Genomic DNA, 19,080 nt, shown 5'->3' with positions numbered 1-19,080 from the left:
CCGACGGGACGTCCTTACAACCCGCCGACTGGAGAGAGCGCGCGTGGAAGCTACCGTACATTTCATCAACAGCATCATCTGGAGCAAGGCGCTGATCTTCATGTGCCTGGCCGCCGGCCTGTTTTTCAGCCTGCGCACGCGCTTCATGCAGATCCGTGGTTTCGTCGAGATGTGCCGCCTCACCGTCAAGGGTGAGAAATCCGACGCCGGCGTGTCCTCGTTCCAGGCCCTGGCCATGTCGATGGCCGGCCGCATGGGCATCGGCAACATCGCCGGCGTGGCCACCGCCATCGCCTTCGGCGGCCCCGGTGCCATCTTCTGGATGTGGGTGATGGGCTTCCTCGGCGCGTCCACGTCGTATGTGGAATGCACCCTGGCGCAGATCTACAAGACCAAGGACGCCGAAGGCCGCTACCGCGGTGGCCCGGCGTATTACATCGAAAAGGCCATGGGCCTGAAGTGGTACGCGCTGGCCTTCGCCATCGCCACGATCATCGCTGCCGGCTTCCTGATGCCGGGCGTGCAGGCCAATGCCATCGCCGACAGCATCATCAACGCCTGCCGTGGCACCGCGCTGTGCGGTCCGCTCGATGGCCAGGCTTTCGGCATGGAGTCGGTGCAGGCGCTGAAGCTGGGCATCGGCATCGTGGTCGCGCTGCTGCTGGGCGTGGTGATCTTCGGTGGCGTCAAGCGCATCGCCAACTTCGCCGAAGTGGTGGTGCCGTTCATGGCCGCCGGCTTCATCCTGATGGCCATCGTCATCATGATCATCAACTACGACCGCGTGCCGGAAATGTTCGGCATCATCTTCAAGAGCGCCTTCGGCACCCACGCCGCGTTCGGCGCGATGATGGGCCTGGCAGTGGAGTGGGGCATCAAGCGCGGCATCTACGCCAACGAAGCCGGCCAGGGCTCGGGCCCGCATGCTGCAGCCGCCTCGGAAGTCTCGCACCCGGCCAAGCAGGGCTACGTGCAGGCCTTCGCCATCTACTTCGACACCATGATGGTGTGCACCGCCACCGCGTTCCTGATCCTGGCCAGTGGCACCTACAACGTGTACTCGCCTGTGGCCGGCGCCGCGCCGATCTTCCAGGGCCTGGCCGGCATCCCGGAAGGCGCGGGTTACGCGCAGGCCGGTGTGGAAGCAGTGCTGCCGGGCTGGGGCTCGGCGTTCGTGTCCATCGCCATCTTCTTCTTCGCCTTCACCACCATCATGGCGTACTACTACATGGCCGAGACCAACCTCAGCTATGTGAACCACAACAAGAAGCGCCCGCTGACCGTGCTGCTGCTGCGCCTGGGCATCATCGGCATGGTGGTGTTCGGCGCGTTCCATAACGCCACCCTGGCCTGGGCGCTGGGTGACATCGGCGTGGGCCTGATGGCCTGGCTGAACATCATTGCCATCCTCATCATCCAGAAGCCGGCCATGCTGGCCCTGCGTGATTACGAACGACAGAAGAAGCTCGGCCTCGATCCGATCTTCGACCCCGATGCCCTGGGCATCAAGAACGCCGATTTCTGGCGTCAACGCAAGCTGGAGTTGTCCCGTAGTGAATGATCCCTGGAAGAACGCCCGCCGCCCGTCGTCGCGACCGCCGCGGGCCACCCCGCTGCCACCGCGTGAGGGCGGCACCCCGCCACCGCCGGGGCGTGGCAACGACGAACTGCGCCTGTATGGCTGGAACGCCGTGCAGGCCCTGTTCGCCAAGCGCCCGCAGGCGCTGCGCAAGCTGTACCTGGTGGACGCGCTGATTCCGCGCATGCAGCCGGTGCTGAAGTGGTGCGTGGCCAACCGCGTGGGCTATCGCGTGGTGGAAGAGGGCGATCTCAACAAGCTGGCCGCTACCACGCACCACGAAGGCCTGGTGGCCGACGTGCTGCGCGCGCCGGTCGTGCCGCTGGCGCAGTGGCTGGCGGATCTGGGCGAAGGTCCGGCGCTGGCGTTGTGGCTGGATGGTGTCGGCAACCCGCACAACTTCGGCGCGATCCTGCGCTCGGCCGCACACTTCGGGGTCAAGGCGCTGCTGCTGCCGGCCGGCAGCACGCTGGCGCTGTCCGGTGCTGCTGCACGCGTGGCAGAAGGTGGTGCGGAATCGGTGCCGCTGGTGCAGCTGCCGGAGACCGCGGAGGCGATGGCACAGCTGCGTGCGGCCGGCTTCGGGCTGGCCGCGACCCTCGTTGATGGTGGCGACGACGTGTTCCGTGCGTCCCTGCCGGAACGGCTTGTGTACGTGATGGGCGCCGAAGGCGAAGGCATGGACCGTGGCCTGGCGAGCCAGTGCGATCTGCAGGTCTCGATTCCCGGCAGTGGTGCGGTGGAAAGCCTCAACGTGGCCTCGGCCACGGCGGTTTTGCTGGCACAGTGGGCAAACCGCCGCAGCTGAGTGGCGCCCGGTGGGTGCGAAATCTACCTTGGTGGGTGCGAACCTTGGTTCGCACCGCTCCCGCCACTGCGCTCGCCGGGCATGGCCCGGCGCTACCGCATCACTCGTTCGGTGGCGTGGTCGCCTTGGCTTCGCTGCCGAAGTTGCCATCAGCCTCCGCCGCCAGGTACGCGAACACGGTATACGCAGCCACGTTCTGCGCCAGCGCCTTCGGATCGATCTTGTCCAGCGTGTCGTCGGCGGTGTGGTGCAGGTGGAAGTAGTCCGAGCCATCCTGCGCCAGCCAAGCCCACGCGCCGCCCTTGGCGGCCAACGGGCCGACGTCCGGGCCCGGGCCACCCTTGTCGGCCTGGTACTCGATGCCCAGCGGCTTCATCACCTCGGCAATCTGCTTCGTCGCTTCGCGCGAGCCTTCCGGGTTCGGCGAACCGGTATTGAAGGCGTAGATGCGGCCGGCGCCGAAGTCGCTCTCCGCAGCCAGCTGGTGCAGGGCCACGTCCTTGGCGTGCGCTTCGGCGTAGGCCTTGCCGCCGTACAGGCCCTGTTCTTCGTTGGCGAAGGCGATCACGCGGATGGTGCGCTTCGGTGCCTGCTTGAGCAGGCCGATCAGGTGGCCCGCGGCCATGGTGATGCCCACGCCCGCGCCGTCATCCACCGCGCCGGTGCCCAGGTCCCATGAATCCAGGTGACCACCGATCACCACCACTTCCTTTGGCAGGCTGCGGCCAGTGATCTCACCGATCACGTTGTACGAGGTGGCGGTGCCATCCCAGCCGCAGTCCAGCGCGACCTTCACCGTAGTGCTGCCACGGGCCAGCAGGCGCGCCAGCTGGTCGGCATCGGGCACCGACAGCGCCGCCGACGGCACCGGCGTCAGGCCGTCATCGAAACGGGTGATGCCGGTGTGCGGCACGCGGTGCGAGTCGGTACCGGCCGAGCGCATCAGGAAACCGACTGCGCCCTTGCGGATCGCTTCGGACGGGCCCTTGCTGCGGATCGCGCCGCCACGGCCATAGTCGCGGCCATCGCGGAACGGCAGCATCTGGTAATCGACGAAGGCAATCTTGCCCTTCAGCGAACCGGCCGGTGCGGCCTGCAGTGCGGCCAGGTCGGCGAAGCGCACCACTTCCGCTTCCACCGTGCCGCCCGGGCTGCCGCCCAGTGCGGTGATCTGCAGCGGCTGCGGGTTCCTGCCGGTCACAGCGGCGTGTTCACTGCGGCGCTCCCACTTCGGGAAGGTCACCGGTTCTTTCCACACCTTGTCGAAGCCCAGCGCCTTGAACTTGGCTTCGGCCCAGGCCACCGCACGGGCGTCGGCTTCGCTGCCGGCAATGCGCGGACCGATTTCGGTGGTAAGCGATTCGACTACCTTCCAGCCGGTGTCGTCGGCCAGCGCCTGGTCGCGCAGCTGCGCGGCCGTGGCCAGCGAGGCCGGGGGCAGGGTGGTGGTGTGCGGTGCCGCAAAGGCCGGAGCGGCCAGCAGGGCAAGGGACGATGCGATGGCAAGGACGCGGCGACGCATGGGCAACTCCGGAAGGGACCAAGCCTTGGAGCTTAACAGTCGTTCAGGCCCGCGCATGGGCGGGAGGTCATGGCTGGCGCGAACGCTGTTTTCCGCCACGTCCGGCAAAGCGAAAGCCCCGCCGGAGCGGGGCTTTCGCCTGCTTCTGTAGAGCCGAGCCCATGCTCGGCTGCCTTGCAGATCAGCCGAGCGTGGGCTCGGCTCTACAGGTGGGAGGGGCGCCGATGGCGCCCGGTGCCCTTATTTCTTCAGGCTGTCGCGGATCTCCCGCAGCAGCACCACTTCCTCGGCCGGCGCTGCCGGTGCCGCTTCCTTCTTGCGCGACAGGCGGTTGATCACCTTGATCACCAGGAAAATGGCGAAGGCCACGATCACGAACTGGATCAGCGTATTGATGAAGTCGCCGTAGCCGATCACCACCGCCGGAATCTCCTTGCCGTCCGGCCCGATGCGGGCCGGCGACAACGTCCACGCCAGCTGCGAGAAATCCACCTTGCCGATCAGCATGCCCAGCGGCGGCATGATGATCTTCTCGACCAGCGCCGTCACGATCTTGCCGAAGGCCGCGCCGATCACCACGCCGACGGCGAGGTCGATGACGTTGCCGCGCATCGCGAATTCCTTGAACTCGGTGAGCATTCCCATTGTTGTTTTTCTCCGGTGGGGGAAGTGGACAGCGCGCAGGGTAGCGCAGGTGATGTCAGCCGGCGATCACACCGTGGCGCTCGGCCACGTTTTCCAGGCGGGCACTGAAGCGGTCGCCGGGCTTCAGTGCGGCCACACCGGACGGGGTGCCCATGAACACCAGGTCGCCGGCACGCAGCTGCCACAGCTTGGACAGCTCGTGCAGGATCTCCGGCACATTCCAGATCATCTGGTCCAGCAGCGCCTGCTGGCGCACCTCGCCGTTGACCTCCAGCGACAGGTTCAGCGCGGCCAAGTCGCCCACTTCCTCGGCGTGGACGATTTCGCTGATCGGCGCGGAGGCATCGAAGCCCTTGGCGGCGTCCCACGGGTGGCCCTTGTCCTTGGCGGCGGCCTGCAGGTCGCGGCGGGTCAGGTCCAGGCCCACGGCGTAGCCGTAGACCAGTGCGTCGGCATCGGCCACGGCCAGCTCACCGGCAGGTGCATCGCGGCCGATCGCCACCACCAGTTCCACTTCGTGGTGCAGGTTGGCAGTCGCCGGCGGGTAGGGGATGGCATCGTCGTGGCCGACCACGATCGCATCGGCCGGCTTGCTGAAGAACATCGGGCGGCCGCGATCATCGGCCGCCGGCACCGCTGCGCCCATTTCGCGGGCGTGGTCGGCGAAGTTGCGGCCGACGCAGTAGATGCGGTGCACGGGGAAACTGCCGCCACCGGCTACCGGCACACGCGGCAGGGCTACGGCAGGGATCACATCGGAGACGTCGGACATGCGGGCATCCAGGAAGGGCGTGCCCGCAGTCTAGAACGCATGGCGCCCGCCGTCAGCGGGCGCGGATGGCGTAAGTCAGCGCGAGACCGGCAACACCGGCTTGCGCACCACGCGGTACTCGCCCTCGACCACGGTCGGGTCGACCGGACGCGCGGCACCCGGCTTGCGCGAGGCCAGCAGCTTCCACGCCAGGCCGACCATGATCATCGCCGCACCAACAAACACGCCGATGAACACCATCGCGGCCAGGATCGCCAGGCCAAGCAGGCCCACGGCAACGCGCACCAGCGGGTGACGCGGCTTGCGCGGCGCGAACAGGGTGCGGAACTGGTTGAAGGCGGATGCGCGATTGAACATGGCGGCTCGATAGGCTGGGATCAGCGAAAACAGAGTATCGGGACGCGCCACTGTCATTGAGTGAAAAACTCGTTAAATATAGCCTGTGCTTATTACGGATCAATGACTTGTGTTCATGTCGCAGCCAGTCACCTGAGTGGGCATGCGACAATGCGGGTTTACTGTCCGAGCCTTCGCCATGACTGCCGCTGCTTCCCTGATCGCCCTTGATGCCATTGCCGATGGCGCGTTTGCCGAGGTCGAAGCGGTGGTGGATGGCGATGCCGAATCGCTGGTGCTGTACCGCGACGGCGCGCAGGTGCGTGCCTTCCTGAACATCTGCCCGCACGCCGGCCGACGCCTGGACTGGGCCCCGGGCCAGTTCCTGAAGAGCCGCGAAGGCCACCTGGTGTGCGCCGCGCATGGCGCCTCGTTCGCGCTGGACAGCGGCGACTGCATTGCCGGCCCGTGCAAGGGCGACCGCCTGCGCGCCGTACCGGTGGACGTGCGCGACGGGCAGGTTTACCTGGCCTGATGTAACCGGTGCGCGAACCAAGGTTCGCACTCACAGGATCAATGGGGATCCAGAGATTCATCCACGCATGGCTTGGATCCACCGTGTCGACCAAGGTCGACACCCACCAGAGCAGAACGCCGACAGCTCGCGGAAAACTGTCGAAGGCGGGGTGGGTCCGGTTGCGGGGGCGTGAGCCGCATGGATGCGGCGACCGAGCTTACAGGGACGTACTTGCAGCGTCCCCCGCAACCGGACCCACCCCGCCATCCCACGGAATGCACGCTGTTGCTGTTGCTGTTGCTGTTGCTTCGGCTTCGGCGGGTGCAGGGCGCAGCCCTGCCAACAAACCCAACCCTCAGAACATCAGGTTGATCATCAACACCACCACACAGGTGTAGATCAGCGACAACGGTCCGCCGACCCGCCACATTTCGCGCGGGGTGTAGTTGGCCGGACCGGTGATCATCGAAATCACCGGGTTGGAGGCCGTCATCAGGTTGTTGGACGCCGACAGCGCCACGATCAGCGCGAACGCCGTCGGGTTGCCACCCGCCGCCAGTGCCAGGTTCACCGCAATGGGCACCATCACGATGGTTGCGCCCACATGGCTGATCACCAGCGAGAACGCCGTGGTCAGCAGCGCCAGCGCCACCTCCAGCACCCACACAGGGATGCCGGTCGGCAGCTTGTCGATGGTATGGCCGGCCACCCATGCCGCCGCACCACTGGAATCCATTGCCCAGCCGAGTGGAATCAGCCCGGCCATCATGAACACCGTCTTCCAGTTGATCGAGGCATAGGCCTCGTCCATGCGCAGCACGCCGGTCAGCAGCATGCCGGCCACACCGGTCATCAGCGTCAGCGCCACCGGCAGCTTGCTGGTCAGCGCGATCAGGATGGTCAGCGCGAAGATCGCCATCGCGATCTTGAACTTGTGCGGGCGCTGCTCGCCGGTCGGGTAGTCGGTCACCACCACGAAGTCACGGCTGCGCGCGGCCTGCGCCAGATCGGTCCAGATGCTGTGGAAGACCAGCATGTCGCCGGCGCGCAGCTGTACGTCGCGCACGTCCTCGCGGATCACCTGCTTGTCGCGGTTGATCGCCAGCAGGCTGATGCCGCGCTCCTTGCGCAGGCGCAGGTCGGCGGCGCTCTTGCCGATCACGTTGGAGGTCGGCGGCACCACCGCCTCGGAAATACCGGCACGGCTCGGGTTGAACAGGTCGCCCAGGTGCTTCAGGCGCGAAGACATGCGCAGGAACTGGTTCTGCGCGAAATCGTTGATCTGCTCGCGCGGGCCCATCGCACCGAGCACGCTGCCGACCCAGATGCGCATTTCCGCTGGCGGCGCCAGGCGGGTGTCGTTGCCGGTTTTCAGGGCCAGCAGCAGCGGGGCATCGTGCAGGTTCTCGGCCTCGCCCAGGGTCATGCCCACCAGCGGGCTTTCGGCACTGACCACCAGCTCGAACACATCGCCTTCGATGCCGTAGGTCTTGGCGAAGTAGCTCTCGGTGCGTGCGGGCGTGACCCCGTCGTTGACCAGGTTCTCTTCCTCGATCAGCTTGCGGTCGCCGTAGTAGCGGAAATACAGCAGCGAGGCGATCAGCAGGGCCACGCCGATCGGCAGCGGTGCGAACATGCGCAGCGGCTCGATGGTGGCCAGGCCGGAGGGCAGGTTGTTGTTGGCCGAGGCCAGCAGATCGTTCAGCAGGATCAGCGGCGAGTTGCCGACCATGGTCAGCGCGCCGCCCATCACGATCGCCGCCGAGATCGGCAGCAGCAGGCGCTGCAGGGTCAGGCCGGTGCGTGCTGCCAGTCGCGAGGCGACCGGCAGGTACAGCGCCATCACCGACGGGTTCTGCATGAAGGACGAGTTCAGGCCGGCGATGGCCGTGGTCATCATCAGCAAGCGCTGCTCGACGCCATGGCCGCGCCGCAGCAGCCAGGCCGCCAGCCGGTTCAGCGCCCCGGTGCGGTCCAGGCCCGCACCGAGGATGGTGGTGGCGATGATGCTCATCACCGCGTTACCGGAGAAACCGCCGAAGATTTCCTCCGGCGCGATCAGGCCGGTGACACCCAGCACCACCAGCACCACCAGCGCGACCACGTCGGCGCGGATGCGCTCGAACAGGAACATCGCCATCGTGAAGCCGACCAGCCCGAGCACGAGCTTCATGTCGTTGGTCAGCGTCAGCGCGGTATCCATGTGGGGCGCGGCGTCCTCAGGCGATCGTCAGGTGCGGTCGTACAGCAGGTCCCAGACGCCGTGGCCGAGCTTCTGGCCGCGGGTCTCGAAGTGCGTCTGCGGGCGCCAGTCCGGGCGCGGCACGCTGCCACGCGGGCCGGCGCGGTTGACCAGGCCGGCGGTGGCATCGAGCACGTCCCACATCTGCTCGGCGTAGTCTTCCCAGTCGGTGGCGCAGTGCAGGCGGCCACCCGGGCGCAGCTTGCGCACCAGCAGCTCGGCGAACGCCGGCTGCAGCAGGCGGCGTTTGTTGTGGCGCTTCTTGTGCCACGGGTCCGGGAAGTAGATGCGCACTTCATCCAGCGCGCCATCGGCGATCTCGTTCTGCAGCACTTCCACCGCATCGTGGTGGTACAGGCGCACGTGGTCGGCGTTGTCGTCGGCCAGCGCGTTCAGCAGGCGACCCACGCCGGGCGCGTGCACTTCGATGCCGATGTAGTCGCGCGAGGGGTCGTGCTGGGCGGCAAAGCGCAGCGCGGCACCGTTGCCGAAGCCGATTTCCAGCACCTTGTGCGCCGGGCGGCCGAAGGTGGCGTCCAGGTCACGCGGCTGGCCGTTGTAATCGATGCCGAAGCGCGGCCAGCGTTCGTCGAACGCGCGCTGCTGGGCGGGGGTGAAGCGACCCTGGCGCAGCACGAAGCTGCGCACCTCGCGGCGGCCTTCGCTGACGGTGAAGGGCTTGGGCGGAGCCTTGGAACCGGCGCTGTCGAAAGGATTGGTCATCAGCCGATCAGCCCATCCACCGGAGAGGAGGCGCTGGCGTAGCGCTTGCGCGGGATGCGCCCGGCCAGGAACGCCTCGCGGCCGGCCTCGACCGCCTTGCGCATCGCACTGGCCATCAGCACGGGGCTGCGTGCACCGGCAATGGCGGTGTTCATCAGCACGCCGTCGCAGCCCAGCTCCATCGCGATTGCCGCGTCCGAGGCGGTGCCCACGCCGGCGTCGACGATGATCGGCACCTTGGCGTCTTCGATGATCTGCAGCAGGTTGTACTTGTTCTGGATGCCCAGGCCCGAACCGATCGGTGCGGCCAGCGGCATCACCGCAGCGCAGCCGATCTCTTCCAGGCGCTTGGCCAGGATCGGGTCGTCGGAGGTGTAGACCATCACCTCGAAGCCGTCCTTGACCAGCTGTTCGGCGGCCTTGAGGGTCTGCACCACGTCCGGGTACAGCGACTTCTGGTCGCCCAGCACTTCCAGCTTGGTCAGGTTGTGGCCGTCCAGCAGCTCACGTGCCAGCCGGCAGGTACGCACCGCGTCTTCGGCGGTGTAGCAGCCGGCGGTGTTGGGCAGGATGGTGTAGCGCTCCGGCGGCAGCACGTCGAGCAGGTTGGGCTCGCCCGGGTTCTGCCCGATGTTGGTGCGGCGGATGGCCACGGTGACGATCTGGGCGCCTGCAGCCTCGGTGGCCAGGCGGGTTTCTTCCAGATCCTTGAACTTGCCGGTGCCGGTGAGCAGCCGCGAGCCATAGGTCTTGCCGGCGATCACCAGCGAATCGGGGGAGACATGAACGTTCATGGCGCGATTATCGCCTATCCGCCTGAAGATGGGATCACGCAATGGCGTGCCGGCCGCTGGCCGGCAAACCCGCGCAGGTCTCAGCCCCCGCCCAGCGCGTGCACGATCTCCACGATGTCGCCTTCGGCCAGGACGTGCTCGCCATGGCGGCTGCGGCTGATGATCTCGCCGTTGACCTCCACCGCCACCCGGCGCTGCAGCAGCTGCTCGGCCTCGAGCAGGTCGTGGAGGGTCGCCGAGGCGGGCAGGGTGCGGGGTTCGCCGTTGAGCTGGATGTTCATCCCTGCATTGTCGCTGATAGCCCGTCGAGATCGGAACGTTTGCAATTTGAACCGGGCGCCAGCTCCAGCACAGCGGGTTCCGGCGTGATCAGGCGACAATCCATGCGGCGGCGCAGCGTGAGCAAACGGCGGCGCGGTGAAACCATTGACCGTGCGCCGGCGTACGTGCGCCGGATTCCAACCTATTTACCCCACAGGAGTTCCTAGATGCAGCTCAGCAAACACCCGATCCGCTCCCTGATGGCGGCTGCGATCGCACTCGCCGCGCTGCCGGCCATGGCAGGCGAAAGTCCGTATTCCAAGGCGGTGTTCTTCGGCGACAGCCTCACCGACGCCGGCTATTTCCGCCCGCTGCTGCCTGAGGCCACCCAGGGGCTCTCCGGCCAGTTCACCACCAACCCGGGCTGGGTGTGGTCGCAGCAGGTCGCCAACTACTACGGCCTCAACAAGGACCCCAACGGCAACGGCCAGAACGGCGACAACTACGCTGTCGGCGGTGCCCGCGTGTCGGTCGAAGGCGGTGGTGCCCTTGGCGCGATCCCGTCGTTGAAGTCGCAGGCGGCCCGTTACCTGGCCGCAAACGGCGGCAAGGCTGATCGTAATGCCCTGTATACCGTCTGGGGCGGCGCCAACGACCTGTTCGCCGCGGCCGGTGCTGCCGGCGCGGGTGCGTCGCCGGCCCAGGTGCAGGGCATCATCGGCGCGGCGGTCACCGACCAGATCGCGCTGGTCGGCGCCCTGAAGCAGGCCGGTGCCCAGTACGTGCTGGTGCCGAACCTGCCGGACGTGGGCATCACCCCGCAGTTCCGCGGCCCCAACGCGGCAGCCGCCACCGCCATGTCGGTGGGCTACAACAAGGCACTGTACGGCGGCCTGAAGCAGGCGGGCATCGAGTTCATTCCGCTCGATACCTTCAGCATCCTGCGTGAAGTAACCGCCAACCCGGGCATGTACGGCTTCACCAACGTCACCGGCACCGCCTGCAAGATCAACCCGGCCAACACCACGGGCAGCATCATCGGCTGCAACCCGACGACCTACGTCAGCCCCGATGCGTACCAGACCTATCTGTTCGCCGATGGCGTGCATCCCACCGTGACCGGTCACCAGTTGCTGGGCCAGTACGCCGTCTCGGTGCTGGAGGCTCCGCGCCTGCAGCAGGTGCTGAGCCACTCGGCACAGACGGTCGGCCGTTCGCGTGCCGACCAGGTCAGCAACCACCTGGGCGCCCGTCCGGCCGATGGCCTGTCGTGGTGGGGTGGCGTGCGCGGTGACATGCAGCGCTATGACCACGCCGACCTGTACGACGGCGTGGCGCCGGCCGGCCTGTTCGGTGTCGACTGGGCACGTAACGGCGTGGTGGTCGGCGGCTTCGCCGGCTTCGGCCGCATGAGTGCCGACTTCGGCAACAGCCGTGGCGACTTCACCCAGAAGGACACCACCGCCGGCCTGTTCGCTGCCTGGTATGGCGACCGCGTCTGGGTCAACGGCCAGGTCAGCTACACCTGGTTGTCGTATGACGTGAACCGCAAGGTCCAGCTGGGTCCGGCCACCCGTGAGCATGGTGGTTCGCCGGATGGCAGCAACCTGACCGCCGCACTGAATGCCGGTTACGAGTTCGGCACCGAAGGTGGTTTCCGCCACGGCCCGATTGCTTCGGTGATCTGGCAGAAGGTGAAGATCGACGGCTACACCGAAAGCGCCACCGCTGGCACCATGGCCACGGCGCTGGGTTACGACCGCCAGAACGTCGACTCGACCGTCGGCCGCGTCGGCTGGCAGGCCCGCTTCGATGGCGGCACCGTCAAGCCGTACGTGCAGGTGACCTACGACCACGAGTTCGAGGACACCAAGCAGGCCAGCGCCTGGCTGCAGACTCTGCCGGAACTGGGCAGCTACCGCGTGCCGGGCCTGGACTTCGACAAGAACTACGCCACCGCTGTTCTGGGTGCGCGCATGGACCTGTTCGGCCTGCAGGGCAACGTTGGCCTGAGCACCACGGCCGCGCAGAAGCGTGCCCGTGACGCGACGATCTTCGCCACCGTGGGTGGCAGCTTCTGATGAATGCAACATCCCGGGCACCGCAAGGTGCCTGGGATGCCTGCACGGCAGCGCCCGGCGATGCCCGGCGGGTGCGGCGGCCACCATTGCGCAACACCGGCCGCTCCGCATAGACTTTCACCCGTAATGCGGGCGTAGCTCAATGGTAGAGCTGTAGCTTCCCAAGCTACTGACGTGGGTTCGATTCCCATCGCCCGCTCCATGTCTCCCAAGGGTTTGCGGTATATGTAAGCGCTCCGCAATATCTTGGCCGCTCCGCAATTCGCGCGGGCGAGGGCGTCATCGATAAGACGCCTTGGACTTCACCACATCTACTCCAGGCAGTCCAAGCGTCTCCAGCATGACAGAAATTGAAGTGGTCAGGCTTTGATTCTTGGGGCCGACTATGACGCTGCGGATGGGGTTCTCGCCATCCGGTCCAATGAAGTCTAGGTCGATGTATGCCACTGGCGATCCTTGTTTCATGAAGAATTTGATCGGCTGCGGAGCGTATTCCTCGCCGAATGCTGTTCCCTGGAAATCGATCAATTTTCGGCCGTTTGCCGATTCTTCATATCGGGCCAAGTGGACCAGACGCACCTCGCTCTCCTCGGCGAAAGCGGGGTTTTTGTAGGAGCTCAGATCCATTGCCAGCCGGAACGCAAGCTCGAACAGCTTTATATCGTTCTCTGGTTCTTTCTGCATCACCAAGTGAGCGACTTTGACGTACTGAGCGATCTCGAAGACCTGTTGCTCTTCGCTGTAGCTGACCGCGAGAGGATTTGCAGGTAGCCCAAGAATCCGCCTTGCATCAAAGCCAATAGAGAAGCCGAGGCCATCGCTTGCGTATGCTCTCCATTGGCTGAGCGTGTCGCCATTGGTGGAAAAGCAGGAGGCAAGTGGAAGGGCGGCAAATCCTGAGCCACTTATGACGGCGTCCACTCGATCTAGAAATTCCTGTCCTAAGCTGTCTGCGAGCTGAGTAGCGGCTTCCTGCCACATGCTGTAACCCCAATGCATCTCGAGATAGTCGTTCATCGAGAATATGTCGCAAAAACGAATCTTCTTGCCACTGCAGATCGCCAAGAATGTTTCCGGCGAACAATAGTGGTAGAGAAGTTCGTCGGTCCTCGGGCGGTACTCCCTCGGTAGCGTCATTGCTCATTCCGTTCAGTAGATGTGGCGGCCGTATTCTGTAAAAGCGCCGGCGATTCTGCAATGTGTCAGGCGCCGGGTACAGCCGTAATCTAAAGGGCTATCGAGTCGGGGTTGCCTTCGATCCTCTCTTTTCCCGCACGTAGATCTCGGTTGTAATGACCGACGAATGCCCCAACTGCGCCTGCGCTTCGCGAATGTCCTTTGCCGAATCGGCCTTGTCCGTACCAGCCTTGGCGCGGAGGTCTCGGAACTGGAATTCCCTCTTTGCAATACCGGCCGCCTCTCTGACCTTGTCGAACCTGTAGCGGAGCGCTGCCCGGGCGATACGTCACGCGTGACTTCCAGGCCAAAAGCCCCGAGGTAGCGGTCACCGGTCCGAACAACAACTTCGGACTCAGCGTTATTCTGACCAATCTCGGCGGCAACAACTGGCGGGTGTCAGCCTACACGGGCTCGTCGCTTGTCTTCGGTACGGTGTGGGTATACGACTCGGTTGTGACTGGAACGCCGGGCAAGACCGGAATCGAGATCTACCGAGAGCACACCGGCGAGCTGGCATTCGCCTCCTGGGCGAAGCCCCTACGCATCATGGGCGTAACGACTGCCCCGTTCGGGGCGGCAGAGGGCGCCTATATGCAGGTGCCGGCCGGTCGGCGCTACGCGGTTATCTCGTCTCGTTCGTGCCAGTGGATTGAGCGTGGTGTGGACACCCGCCTGACCGGGCCGCAGGGGGATGGGACGGGTGCAGCGGGTTCGGGGCGCTTCTACTTACTATGCCGGCGCTGCCGCTTTGATCCCCCAGTCCGACAATGCGACGCAGTTCAGCGCATCTGGCCATTTCGTGCTGATCGACGTGACCGGCCACTAAGCTGCGGCGTCACGGCGAATGAACGGCGGGGCGTGTCAGATCGCGCCATGTGCTATTCCGCCCAGATCACCGCCGCCTATGAGAAGCTGGGACGCCAAGAGCGACAGGCAAGAAAATGCCCCCTTGAACCAAGGGGGCAAAACTGCTGTCGGTGGGAGCTATGGATCAGCCGAATCCGCAGTCCACCATCGTGTCGTCGAAGGTCTCGCATCTGCGGATGCCGTTAGCCTCAGTACATGCAGTCCCGGTACGGGGCCTGACAGAGCAATCAGGCCCACCAAACCCACCACCCGGCCCGCCGTCCTCCATGCCGCCACCACCACCACCGCCGCCACTCGGCGGTTTCTGAGTTCCCGGCAGAGGCTGGACGCAAGGAATTCCACTGAGGCAAGTAACAGCGGCTTCTTCGACCGACCCATCACCCCAAGTCACCTTGATCCTGCTGCCGACAGGCAAAGAAGCAATGCCATGCGTGACTCGGTACATGCCCGCCAAACCGGCAAGACCGGCGATTCGTAGCTCCGCCATTTCGTAGGCCGACATGTTTTGCGCTGCCACAACTTGGTTGTACGGATACGAGCTGGCATTGATCGATACTGTTGCAGCGATGGCGGCAAACGCCAAGAAAACCAGCCCGGCGGTGCTCCACTTCATCTTTCTGGAGATTCGATTCACGAAGTTGTCCTTTTTAAGATGGCTTCTTCCCAACTGCTCTCTGTACTTCTACTATCGCTCTGTCCAGCGATTCTTGCTGTCCAGCAGGAACCACATTGTTCCTAATGGCGTCTTCAAAATCTCCTGCTCCACATATGCCTGTATTGATGCAGAGCGAATCCAATCGATAGGATCCGGGGCCGCAATCTGCGCCCAATCGGCATGCCACTATGCTCCATGCGTAATTGGCATATGGTCCTGTTGTGGCGCGCTTGAACTCTGCGAAATCTCCAGAATCTGGAGCGAGCGCAAGAAGATCACCGAGAGAGAAGATGGCTTCCGGGTCACCCGAGTGGATCACGTCGCGCGCTAGCGATAGATAGTCATCTGCTTTTAGCGCTGCCCAGTTCTTGGACGCCACCGCAACCTTGGAGTACGCGTCACCTTGGTTCGCAGCTCGCTCGAACCAGTTGGTGTATGCATCTTGCGGTATTACTTGGCCACCATCTACTGCGGAACAAATGGTCGAGAAGCGCTTCTTGATTCCGTCGTAGGTGCTTTGAGGGACGCCACGAACAGCCGCATATGCATCCAAGGTCGAATACATATTCGCTGGAGACAGACTGAATACCGAGCACTGTTGGTACAGCTTTGCCAGTTCTCGTTGCGCCACCATATCGCCGACTTCTGCACGTGAGCGCAGGGTGTTGAAATGTGCCGCCACCGATTGGGAGTCGGCATTGCTCCAAAGCTGCGAGTCAAGTGCGCCGGGTGTACTTTCTCTCGCTACTGGCGAGATCGGTAGGTGCTGTGGGCCAAGGGGCTCTGCATTTGAGCTGTTGGACACTGTGTCATTTCGGACAGAGGTGATCCCATACCAAGCCGTTATTCCGGCGATTGCGGCTATAGAAAGCCACGCTACGATTCTTCCTTGAGACATCGCCTTCCCCAGCTGTGCCTGATTCCAAAGATGCTATCACGGGATACCTAGGCGAAATCAGCAGCTGGCTAAGAGCCGAGTAGCGCCGCGCCGGCTCAGGGTCGACTATGACTCGACTCGGGGCGATTAAGCCTGTCGGGACGGCCCTGATGACGCCTGCCTGCTGTGTCTCAGTGGGTGCGATAGGATCGCGGCACGATCCATCCTCATCTCCAGCACTGGCGGTCGCATGAGAATCCCTGTTATTAGCACCTCGCGTTCAACGTCCTTGATTGCTGAGGACGTAATGGCTCATGGGATTGTCGTCGTTGACACTGTCAGGTCGCATGCCAAGCGGCTAGCCCAGGAGTTGCGGGAAGAGCTCGGGATCGAGCCTGTTGATGATGAGCAGGAGGATGCAAAGTTCCTGCTACACCTGTCCTGTGATGTGGAACCCGTGGACGAATACGGATGGGTGGACTACTACGTTCACAGCGACACCTCCCCGGTGGATGCCATGGACGCAAAAGAGTTCGTTTGCAAGGCGGTCCGTCAATGGGCGGCGGCGGGGAGGCCTGATTACTTCGTGGCCCAGCTGCCCTCCCGTCGGTAGCATTGGGGCACGGCCGGAAGTAGGCTTGCCGACGCAATGTGTTGGTACGCGGCGCCTGAAATAGTTGGTATTGGTGTTGGTACGGAAGGCACTAATCCCATTAGACCTCCTTTAAGAACAATAGGTTGCTGTGACTTTTCGCATCATCGAAGTGCATGCTCCATTGCCTTGAGGTAACCGCGGTGCATTTCGAGGCCGGCCTCGCATGCTTGTAGGCGGTCCAGGATTTCATTGATCTCGGCGCTCATTGTGGTCTCGACAGGTGGGGCGGGGGCGGCGATAGTTCGCGGACGCCTAGACGAGCCCGCTATAAGCATCCTCAACGTTCTGCTGCGCCCTGACCAGCTCCTTGTTGCGGTTGATACCCTCGCAGAAGACGCGCTAACCGGGGCCCATTCGTCCGGCGCAAAGGTGCTCTTGATCCCGCAGCACAACTTGGTGTTGGCGGCACGCGGGTCCACTCAGTTCTTTCTTCGCATCTACGAACTCGCCATCCAAGCGAGCTTCCGGGCAGATTTCACAATGGAGCAGCTGACGAAAGAGCTAGGGCTTGTGATCGACAAGCTGCGGCCGAGTTATGAGCGCGCTGCCATAGATGCGGGCCTCCCGAAGCAGAGCTTGGGTACGGAGCTTGTGCTTGGCGATTGGTCGCCGAAGAGTGGACGGATGCTGGCGACGGCCTAGGCCAAGAACGACAGCGCGATTGTCGCGGTCGTGCAGCAGCTCGATGGGGGCCTCGCTTCGCCAGGTGAACTTCTAAGAGGCCGTCCAGACAGTTTTGCGTGGGAGGACATCTTGGCTGCGGCAAGGCTTCAGGCGAACTACCTCAACGAGCAGATGGGCGGCAGGTCGCCGGCGGCCGTCTGCTGATTGGGCTCCTCCAGCAGGGGCAAGCGGTCGTGAAGGATCTCGGGGTTCTCTGACACGGGACTTATGGGGTCCATGCCATGCCAAAGGTCGCAGCGGCAGACGCCGCTGCGCCAAGGGCCTTACTGCAGGACCAATGCTTCGCGTACGGGCTGCGTCCAGGTGTCGGTGACCCAGCATTGCCCTTCATGGCAGAAGGTCTGAGTGCACTGGGCGACGCCGCCGCCGATCGGGACACAAGACGTGTGGAACGATGCGGCATTGGCAGTGGGAATGACACCTACAGCACTGGCTGCTCCGGCAGCCGCAACGATCAAACCAAGCAAGACACTTTGGATCTTCATGATCACTCCATTGTCAAGTTGATAAATGCCCGGTGGGCAGCAGGAAAGTCTCAACGGACTTGGATGCTCGCAATAGGAAAACCGCTCGCTGGCATGTAGGGATTTACCTATGGAGCGGCGTATAGGGGAGTGGCAGGGGGAATCTGAGCGGTTAAGACCGACCATTGAGCGAATCGCAGCGATTGGGGCGTCCAGCCGTATGCTCTCCGCCATGCTTCCCTCGCACGGCTACCAAGGCTTCCGCGCAGCACCGCCACCCTCTGGCTGGGTCCAGATGGGGGAGAGCTGGGTACTGTGGTGGAGTGGACGACAGATTGCCCAGGTCATGCCGGCCAAGGACCGTGACGTGCGTGTTCACCTCGATGCCCGGAAGATGTGGCAGACCAAGGACGAGCGCGCCGCCAGCATCGCCCAAGGCAAGCGCTACGCCGAACGCTGGTGCGCGGCTGAGGCCTGGCTTTGGGACGCCAAGCCGAGCGAACCGCTCGAACCGCTGCCCGGCCTACCGCCTACCCGAGAGCAGCAGCAACAGGTCCGGCGTCTGGCCGAGGCCGGGGCTGTGGAATTGGTGCGAATCAAGGAAGCGCTGGAACCGCGCCGACCGCCGAAGGAGACCAAGCCCCGCCTGAAGGACACCCGCAAGGCGTGGGTGAGGGCAGGGCTGCAGCAGCTACGGCGCGTTTGATGGCTCAGGGGTAGCATTCTGCGAGGATGTTGGGCAGCGCGAAGGGAGGGGGATACCGTGGCGGATGATGCGAAAGCGAGATATGCCGATGTAGTCGTCATGGCCCTGCTCGCCAGCGGCGCGGACCGCGGCTTTAGGTCGCTGGATGTCTTTGTTACATGGTTCGTGACTGGTACAGCGGCTGCCCTGGGCTTGGCTGCTGCCAACCTAGACCGATTGCAGGGATTGGTCACATTGCCTGGCATCAAGGCGGCGCTTCCATTGCTCCTAGCGGTGTTGGGATTCGTGCTCGCCTCGAAGTTCCTCGGAGGGTTGATCTGCACCTATGCGGGCGCGATTGAGTCGTCAATGACTACCTTGGATCGGCTGGTGAAGCTGGATCAATTGCCAGATCCACTGGCCTTCGATGCGGCACTAGCTAGGGCCACCCCATGGCCAGTGCGGGCCTGGCAATGGTTGGGATGCCGGCTCGGCGTCAATAATAGGGGGCGGCAGGTAATGTGGCTCATGGTGGTAAGTGGGTTTTGCGCGAGCGCTGCGGCGATCCTGACGGTCCTATTCTGGATGGTATTGCTCGGTTACCTCCCACGCATTCTGTAGCCAAAAGCGCTCCGCAATTGCTGAAACAAGGCGAAAAATCCTGCGAAAATCGATGCGGATGGTTCGCCGATTGCGGAGCGGAAATCCGTATAATGCTGTTGATTTGAAAGGAT

19 protein-coding genes, 1 tRNA gene and 1 pseudogene are annotated in these 19,080 nt (G+C 64.0%); 8 read left to right on the top strand and 13 right to left on the bottom strand.

Annotated elements, in window-relative coordinates:
• Window positions 1-43: 43 nt before the first annotated feature.
• A complete protein-coding gene (locus AC5QAH_RS12965) occupies window positions 44-1,561 on the top strand; it encodes an alanine/glycine:cation symporter family protein (RefSeq protein WP_049454761.1) in 1,518 nt (505 codons plus the stop codon).
• Window positions 1,554-2,387, top strand: coding sequence for a TrmH family RNA methyltransferase (locus tag AC5QAH_RS12960; RefSeq protein WP_049454763.1), 834 nt, complete (start codon window positions 1,554-1,556; stop codon window positions 2,385-2,387). Before AC5QAH_RS12965 ends, AC5QAH_RS12960 begins: the two co-directional genes overlap by 8 nt.
• A gap of 100 nt (window positions 2,388-2,487) precedes the next feature.
• Here AC5QAH_RS12960 and AC5QAH_RS12955 read toward each other — a convergent pair whose 3' ends face one another.
• The 4 genes from AC5QAH_RS12955 to AC5QAH_RS12940 form a co-directional block, all read right to left on the bottom strand.
• Window positions 2,488-3,909 (bottom strand): M28 family peptidase, encoded by a 1,422-nt coding sequence (locus tag AC5QAH_RS12955; RefSeq protein WP_049454765.1) that lies wholly within the window; start codon window positions 3,907-3,909, stop codon window positions 2,488-2,490.
• A gap of 240 nt (window positions 3,910-4,149) precedes the next feature.
• Entirely contained in the window at window positions 4,150-4,554 is a 405-nt protein-coding gene (gene mscL / locus AC5QAH_RS12950) for a large-conductance mechanosensitive channel protein MscL (RefSeq protein ID WP_010481458.1), read from the bottom strand.
• Window positions 4,555-4,609: 55 nt separating this feature from the next.
• The gene (locus tag AC5QAH_RS12945) at window positions 4,610-5,326 is read right to left on the bottom strand and encodes a fumarylacetoacetate hydrolase family protein (RefSeq protein WP_019660190.1); all 717 of its coding nucleotides are present in this window, start codon (window positions 5,324-5,326) and stop codon (window positions 4,610-4,612) included.
• 75 nt (window positions 5,327-5,401) lie between these two features.
• Window positions 5,402-5,683 carry a hypothetical protein gene (locus AC5QAH_RS12940; protein ID WP_010481462.1) on the bottom strand — a complete coding sequence of 94 codons (282 nt, stop codon included), beginning with the start codon at window positions 5,681-5,683 and terminating at the stop codon, window positions 5,402-5,404.
• 178 nt (window positions 5,684-5,861) lie between these two features.
• Here AC5QAH_RS12940 and AC5QAH_RS12935 point away from each other — a divergent pair, with 178 nt between their 5' ends.
• Window positions 5,862-6,197: a Rieske (2Fe-2S) protein gene (locus AC5QAH_RS12935; RefSeq protein ID WP_010481464.1), complete on the top strand. Its 336-nt coding sequence runs from the start codon at window positions 5,862-5,864 to the stop codon at window positions 6,195-6,197.
• Window positions 6,198-6,534: 337 nt separating this feature from the next.
• Here the strand turns inward: AC5QAH_RS12935 and AC5QAH_RS12930 are convergent, their stop codons facing one another.
• From AC5QAH_RS12930 to thiS, 4 genes are all read right to left on the bottom strand, one after another.
• Window positions 6,535-8,382: an SLC13 family permease gene (locus tag AC5QAH_RS12930; protein ID WP_010481466.1), complete on the bottom strand. Its 1,848-nt coding sequence runs from the start codon at window positions 8,380-8,382 to the stop codon at window positions 6,535-6,537.
• 27 nt (window positions 8,383-8,409) lie between these two features.
• Window positions 8,410-9,144, bottom strand: a complete 735-nt coding sequence (gene trmB / locus AC5QAH_RS12925) for a tRNA (guanosine(46)-N7)-methyltransferase TrmB (RefSeq protein ID WP_010481468.1) — start codon at window positions 9,142-9,144, stop codon at window positions 8,410-8,412.
• Window positions 9,144-9,938, bottom strand: a complete 795-nt coding sequence (locus AC5QAH_RS12920; RefSeq protein ID WP_010481470.1) for a thiazole synthase — start codon at window positions 9,936-9,938, stop codon at window positions 9,144-9,146. Before AC5QAH_RS12920 ends, trmB begins: the two co-directional genes overlap by 1 nt.
• Before the next feature lie 80 nt (window positions 9,939-10,018).
• Window positions 10,019-10,219, bottom strand: coding sequence for a sulfur carrier protein ThiS (gene thiS / locus AC5QAH_RS12915; RefSeq protein ID WP_049454766.1), 201 nt, complete (start codon window positions 10,217-10,219; stop codon window positions 10,019-10,021).
• 207 nt (window positions 10,220-10,426) lie between these two features.
• On the opposite strand from thiS, the gene AC5QAH_RS12910 reads away from it, so the two are divergent.
• Both AC5QAH_RS12910 and AC5QAH_RS12905 read left to right on the top strand, forming a co-directional pair.
• Window positions 10,427-12,280 carry an autotransporter domain-containing esterase gene (locus tag AC5QAH_RS12910; protein ID WP_049454768.1) on the top strand — a complete coding sequence of 618 codons (1,854 nt, stop codon included), beginning with the start codon at window positions 10,427-10,429 and terminating at the stop codon, window positions 12,278-12,280.
• Window positions 12,281-12,408: 128 nt separating this feature from the next.
• Window positions 12,409-12,482, top strand: a tRNA-Gly gene (locus tag AC5QAH_RS12905).
• Window positions 12,483-12,559: 77 nt separating this feature from the next.
• Here the strand turns inward: AC5QAH_RS12905 and AC5QAH_RS12900 are convergent.
• The 4 genes and pseudogenes from AC5QAH_RS12900 to AC5QAH_RS12885 all read right to left on the bottom strand — a co-directional run bounded on the left by AC5QAH_RS12900 (window position 12,560) and on the right by AC5QAH_RS12885 (window position 15,786).
• Window positions 12,560-13,297, bottom strand: a complete 738-nt coding sequence (locus AC5QAH_RS12900; RefSeq protein ID WP_160314089.1) for a DUF2971 domain-containing protein — start codon at window positions 13,295-13,297, stop codon at window positions 12,560-12,562.
• 217 nt (window positions 13,298-13,514) lie between these two features.
• A pseudogene (locus AC5QAH_RS12895) lies at window positions 13,515-13,730 on the bottom strand (tyrosine-type recombinase/integrase); the annotation flags it as partial.
• Between the two features lie 720 nt (window positions 13,731-14,450).
• The gene (locus tag AC5QAH_RS12890) at window positions 14,451-14,960 is read right to left on the bottom strand and encodes a hypothetical protein (protein ID WP_152906417.1); all 510 of its coding nucleotides are present in this window, start codon (window positions 14,958-14,960) and stop codon (window positions 14,451-14,453) included.
• 13 nt (window positions 14,961-14,973) lie between these two features.
• Window positions 14,974-15,786, bottom strand: a complete 813-nt coding sequence (locus tag AC5QAH_RS12885; RefSeq protein ID WP_152906418.1) for a hypothetical protein — start codon at window positions 15,784-15,786, stop codon at window positions 14,974-14,976.
• Between the two features lie 322 nt (window positions 15,787-16,108).
• Here AC5QAH_RS12885 and AC5QAH_RS12880 point away from each other — a divergent pair, with 322 nt between their 5' ends.
• Window positions 16,109-16,471, top strand: a complete 363-nt coding sequence (locus AC5QAH_RS12880; protein WP_152906419.1) for a hypothetical protein — start codon at window positions 16,109-16,111, stop codon at window positions 16,469-16,471.
• A 989-nt stretch (window positions 16,472-17,460) separates the two neighbouring features.
• Here AC5QAH_RS12880 and AC5QAH_RS12875 read toward each other — a convergent pair.
• Window positions 17,461-17,682 (bottom strand): hypothetical protein, encoded by a 222-nt coding sequence (locus AC5QAH_RS12875; protein WP_049454774.1) that lies wholly within the window; start codon window positions 17,680-17,682, stop codon window positions 17,461-17,463.
• Between the two features lie 211 nt (window positions 17,683-17,893).
• Between AC5QAH_RS12875 and AC5QAH_RS12870 the strand changes: the two genes are divergently transcribed.
• On the top strand, window positions 17,894-18,367 hold the full coding sequence (locus AC5QAH_RS12870; protein ID WP_049454807.1) for a hypothetical protein: 474 nt from the start codon (window positions 17,894-17,896) through the stop codon (window positions 18,365-18,367).
• Between the two features lie 99 nt (window positions 18,368-18,466).
• On the top strand, window positions 18,467-18,967 hold the full coding sequence (locus tag AC5QAH_RS12865) for a hypothetical protein (protein WP_049454776.1): 501 nt from the start codon (window positions 18,467-18,469) through the stop codon (window positions 18,965-18,967).
• Window positions 18,968-19,080 lie beyond the last annotated feature (113 nt).

The organism is Stenotrophomonas sp. YJH_SMC_43 (assembly GCF_059372535.1).
This window is presented reverse-complemented; position numbering and strand designations above follow the sequence as displayed.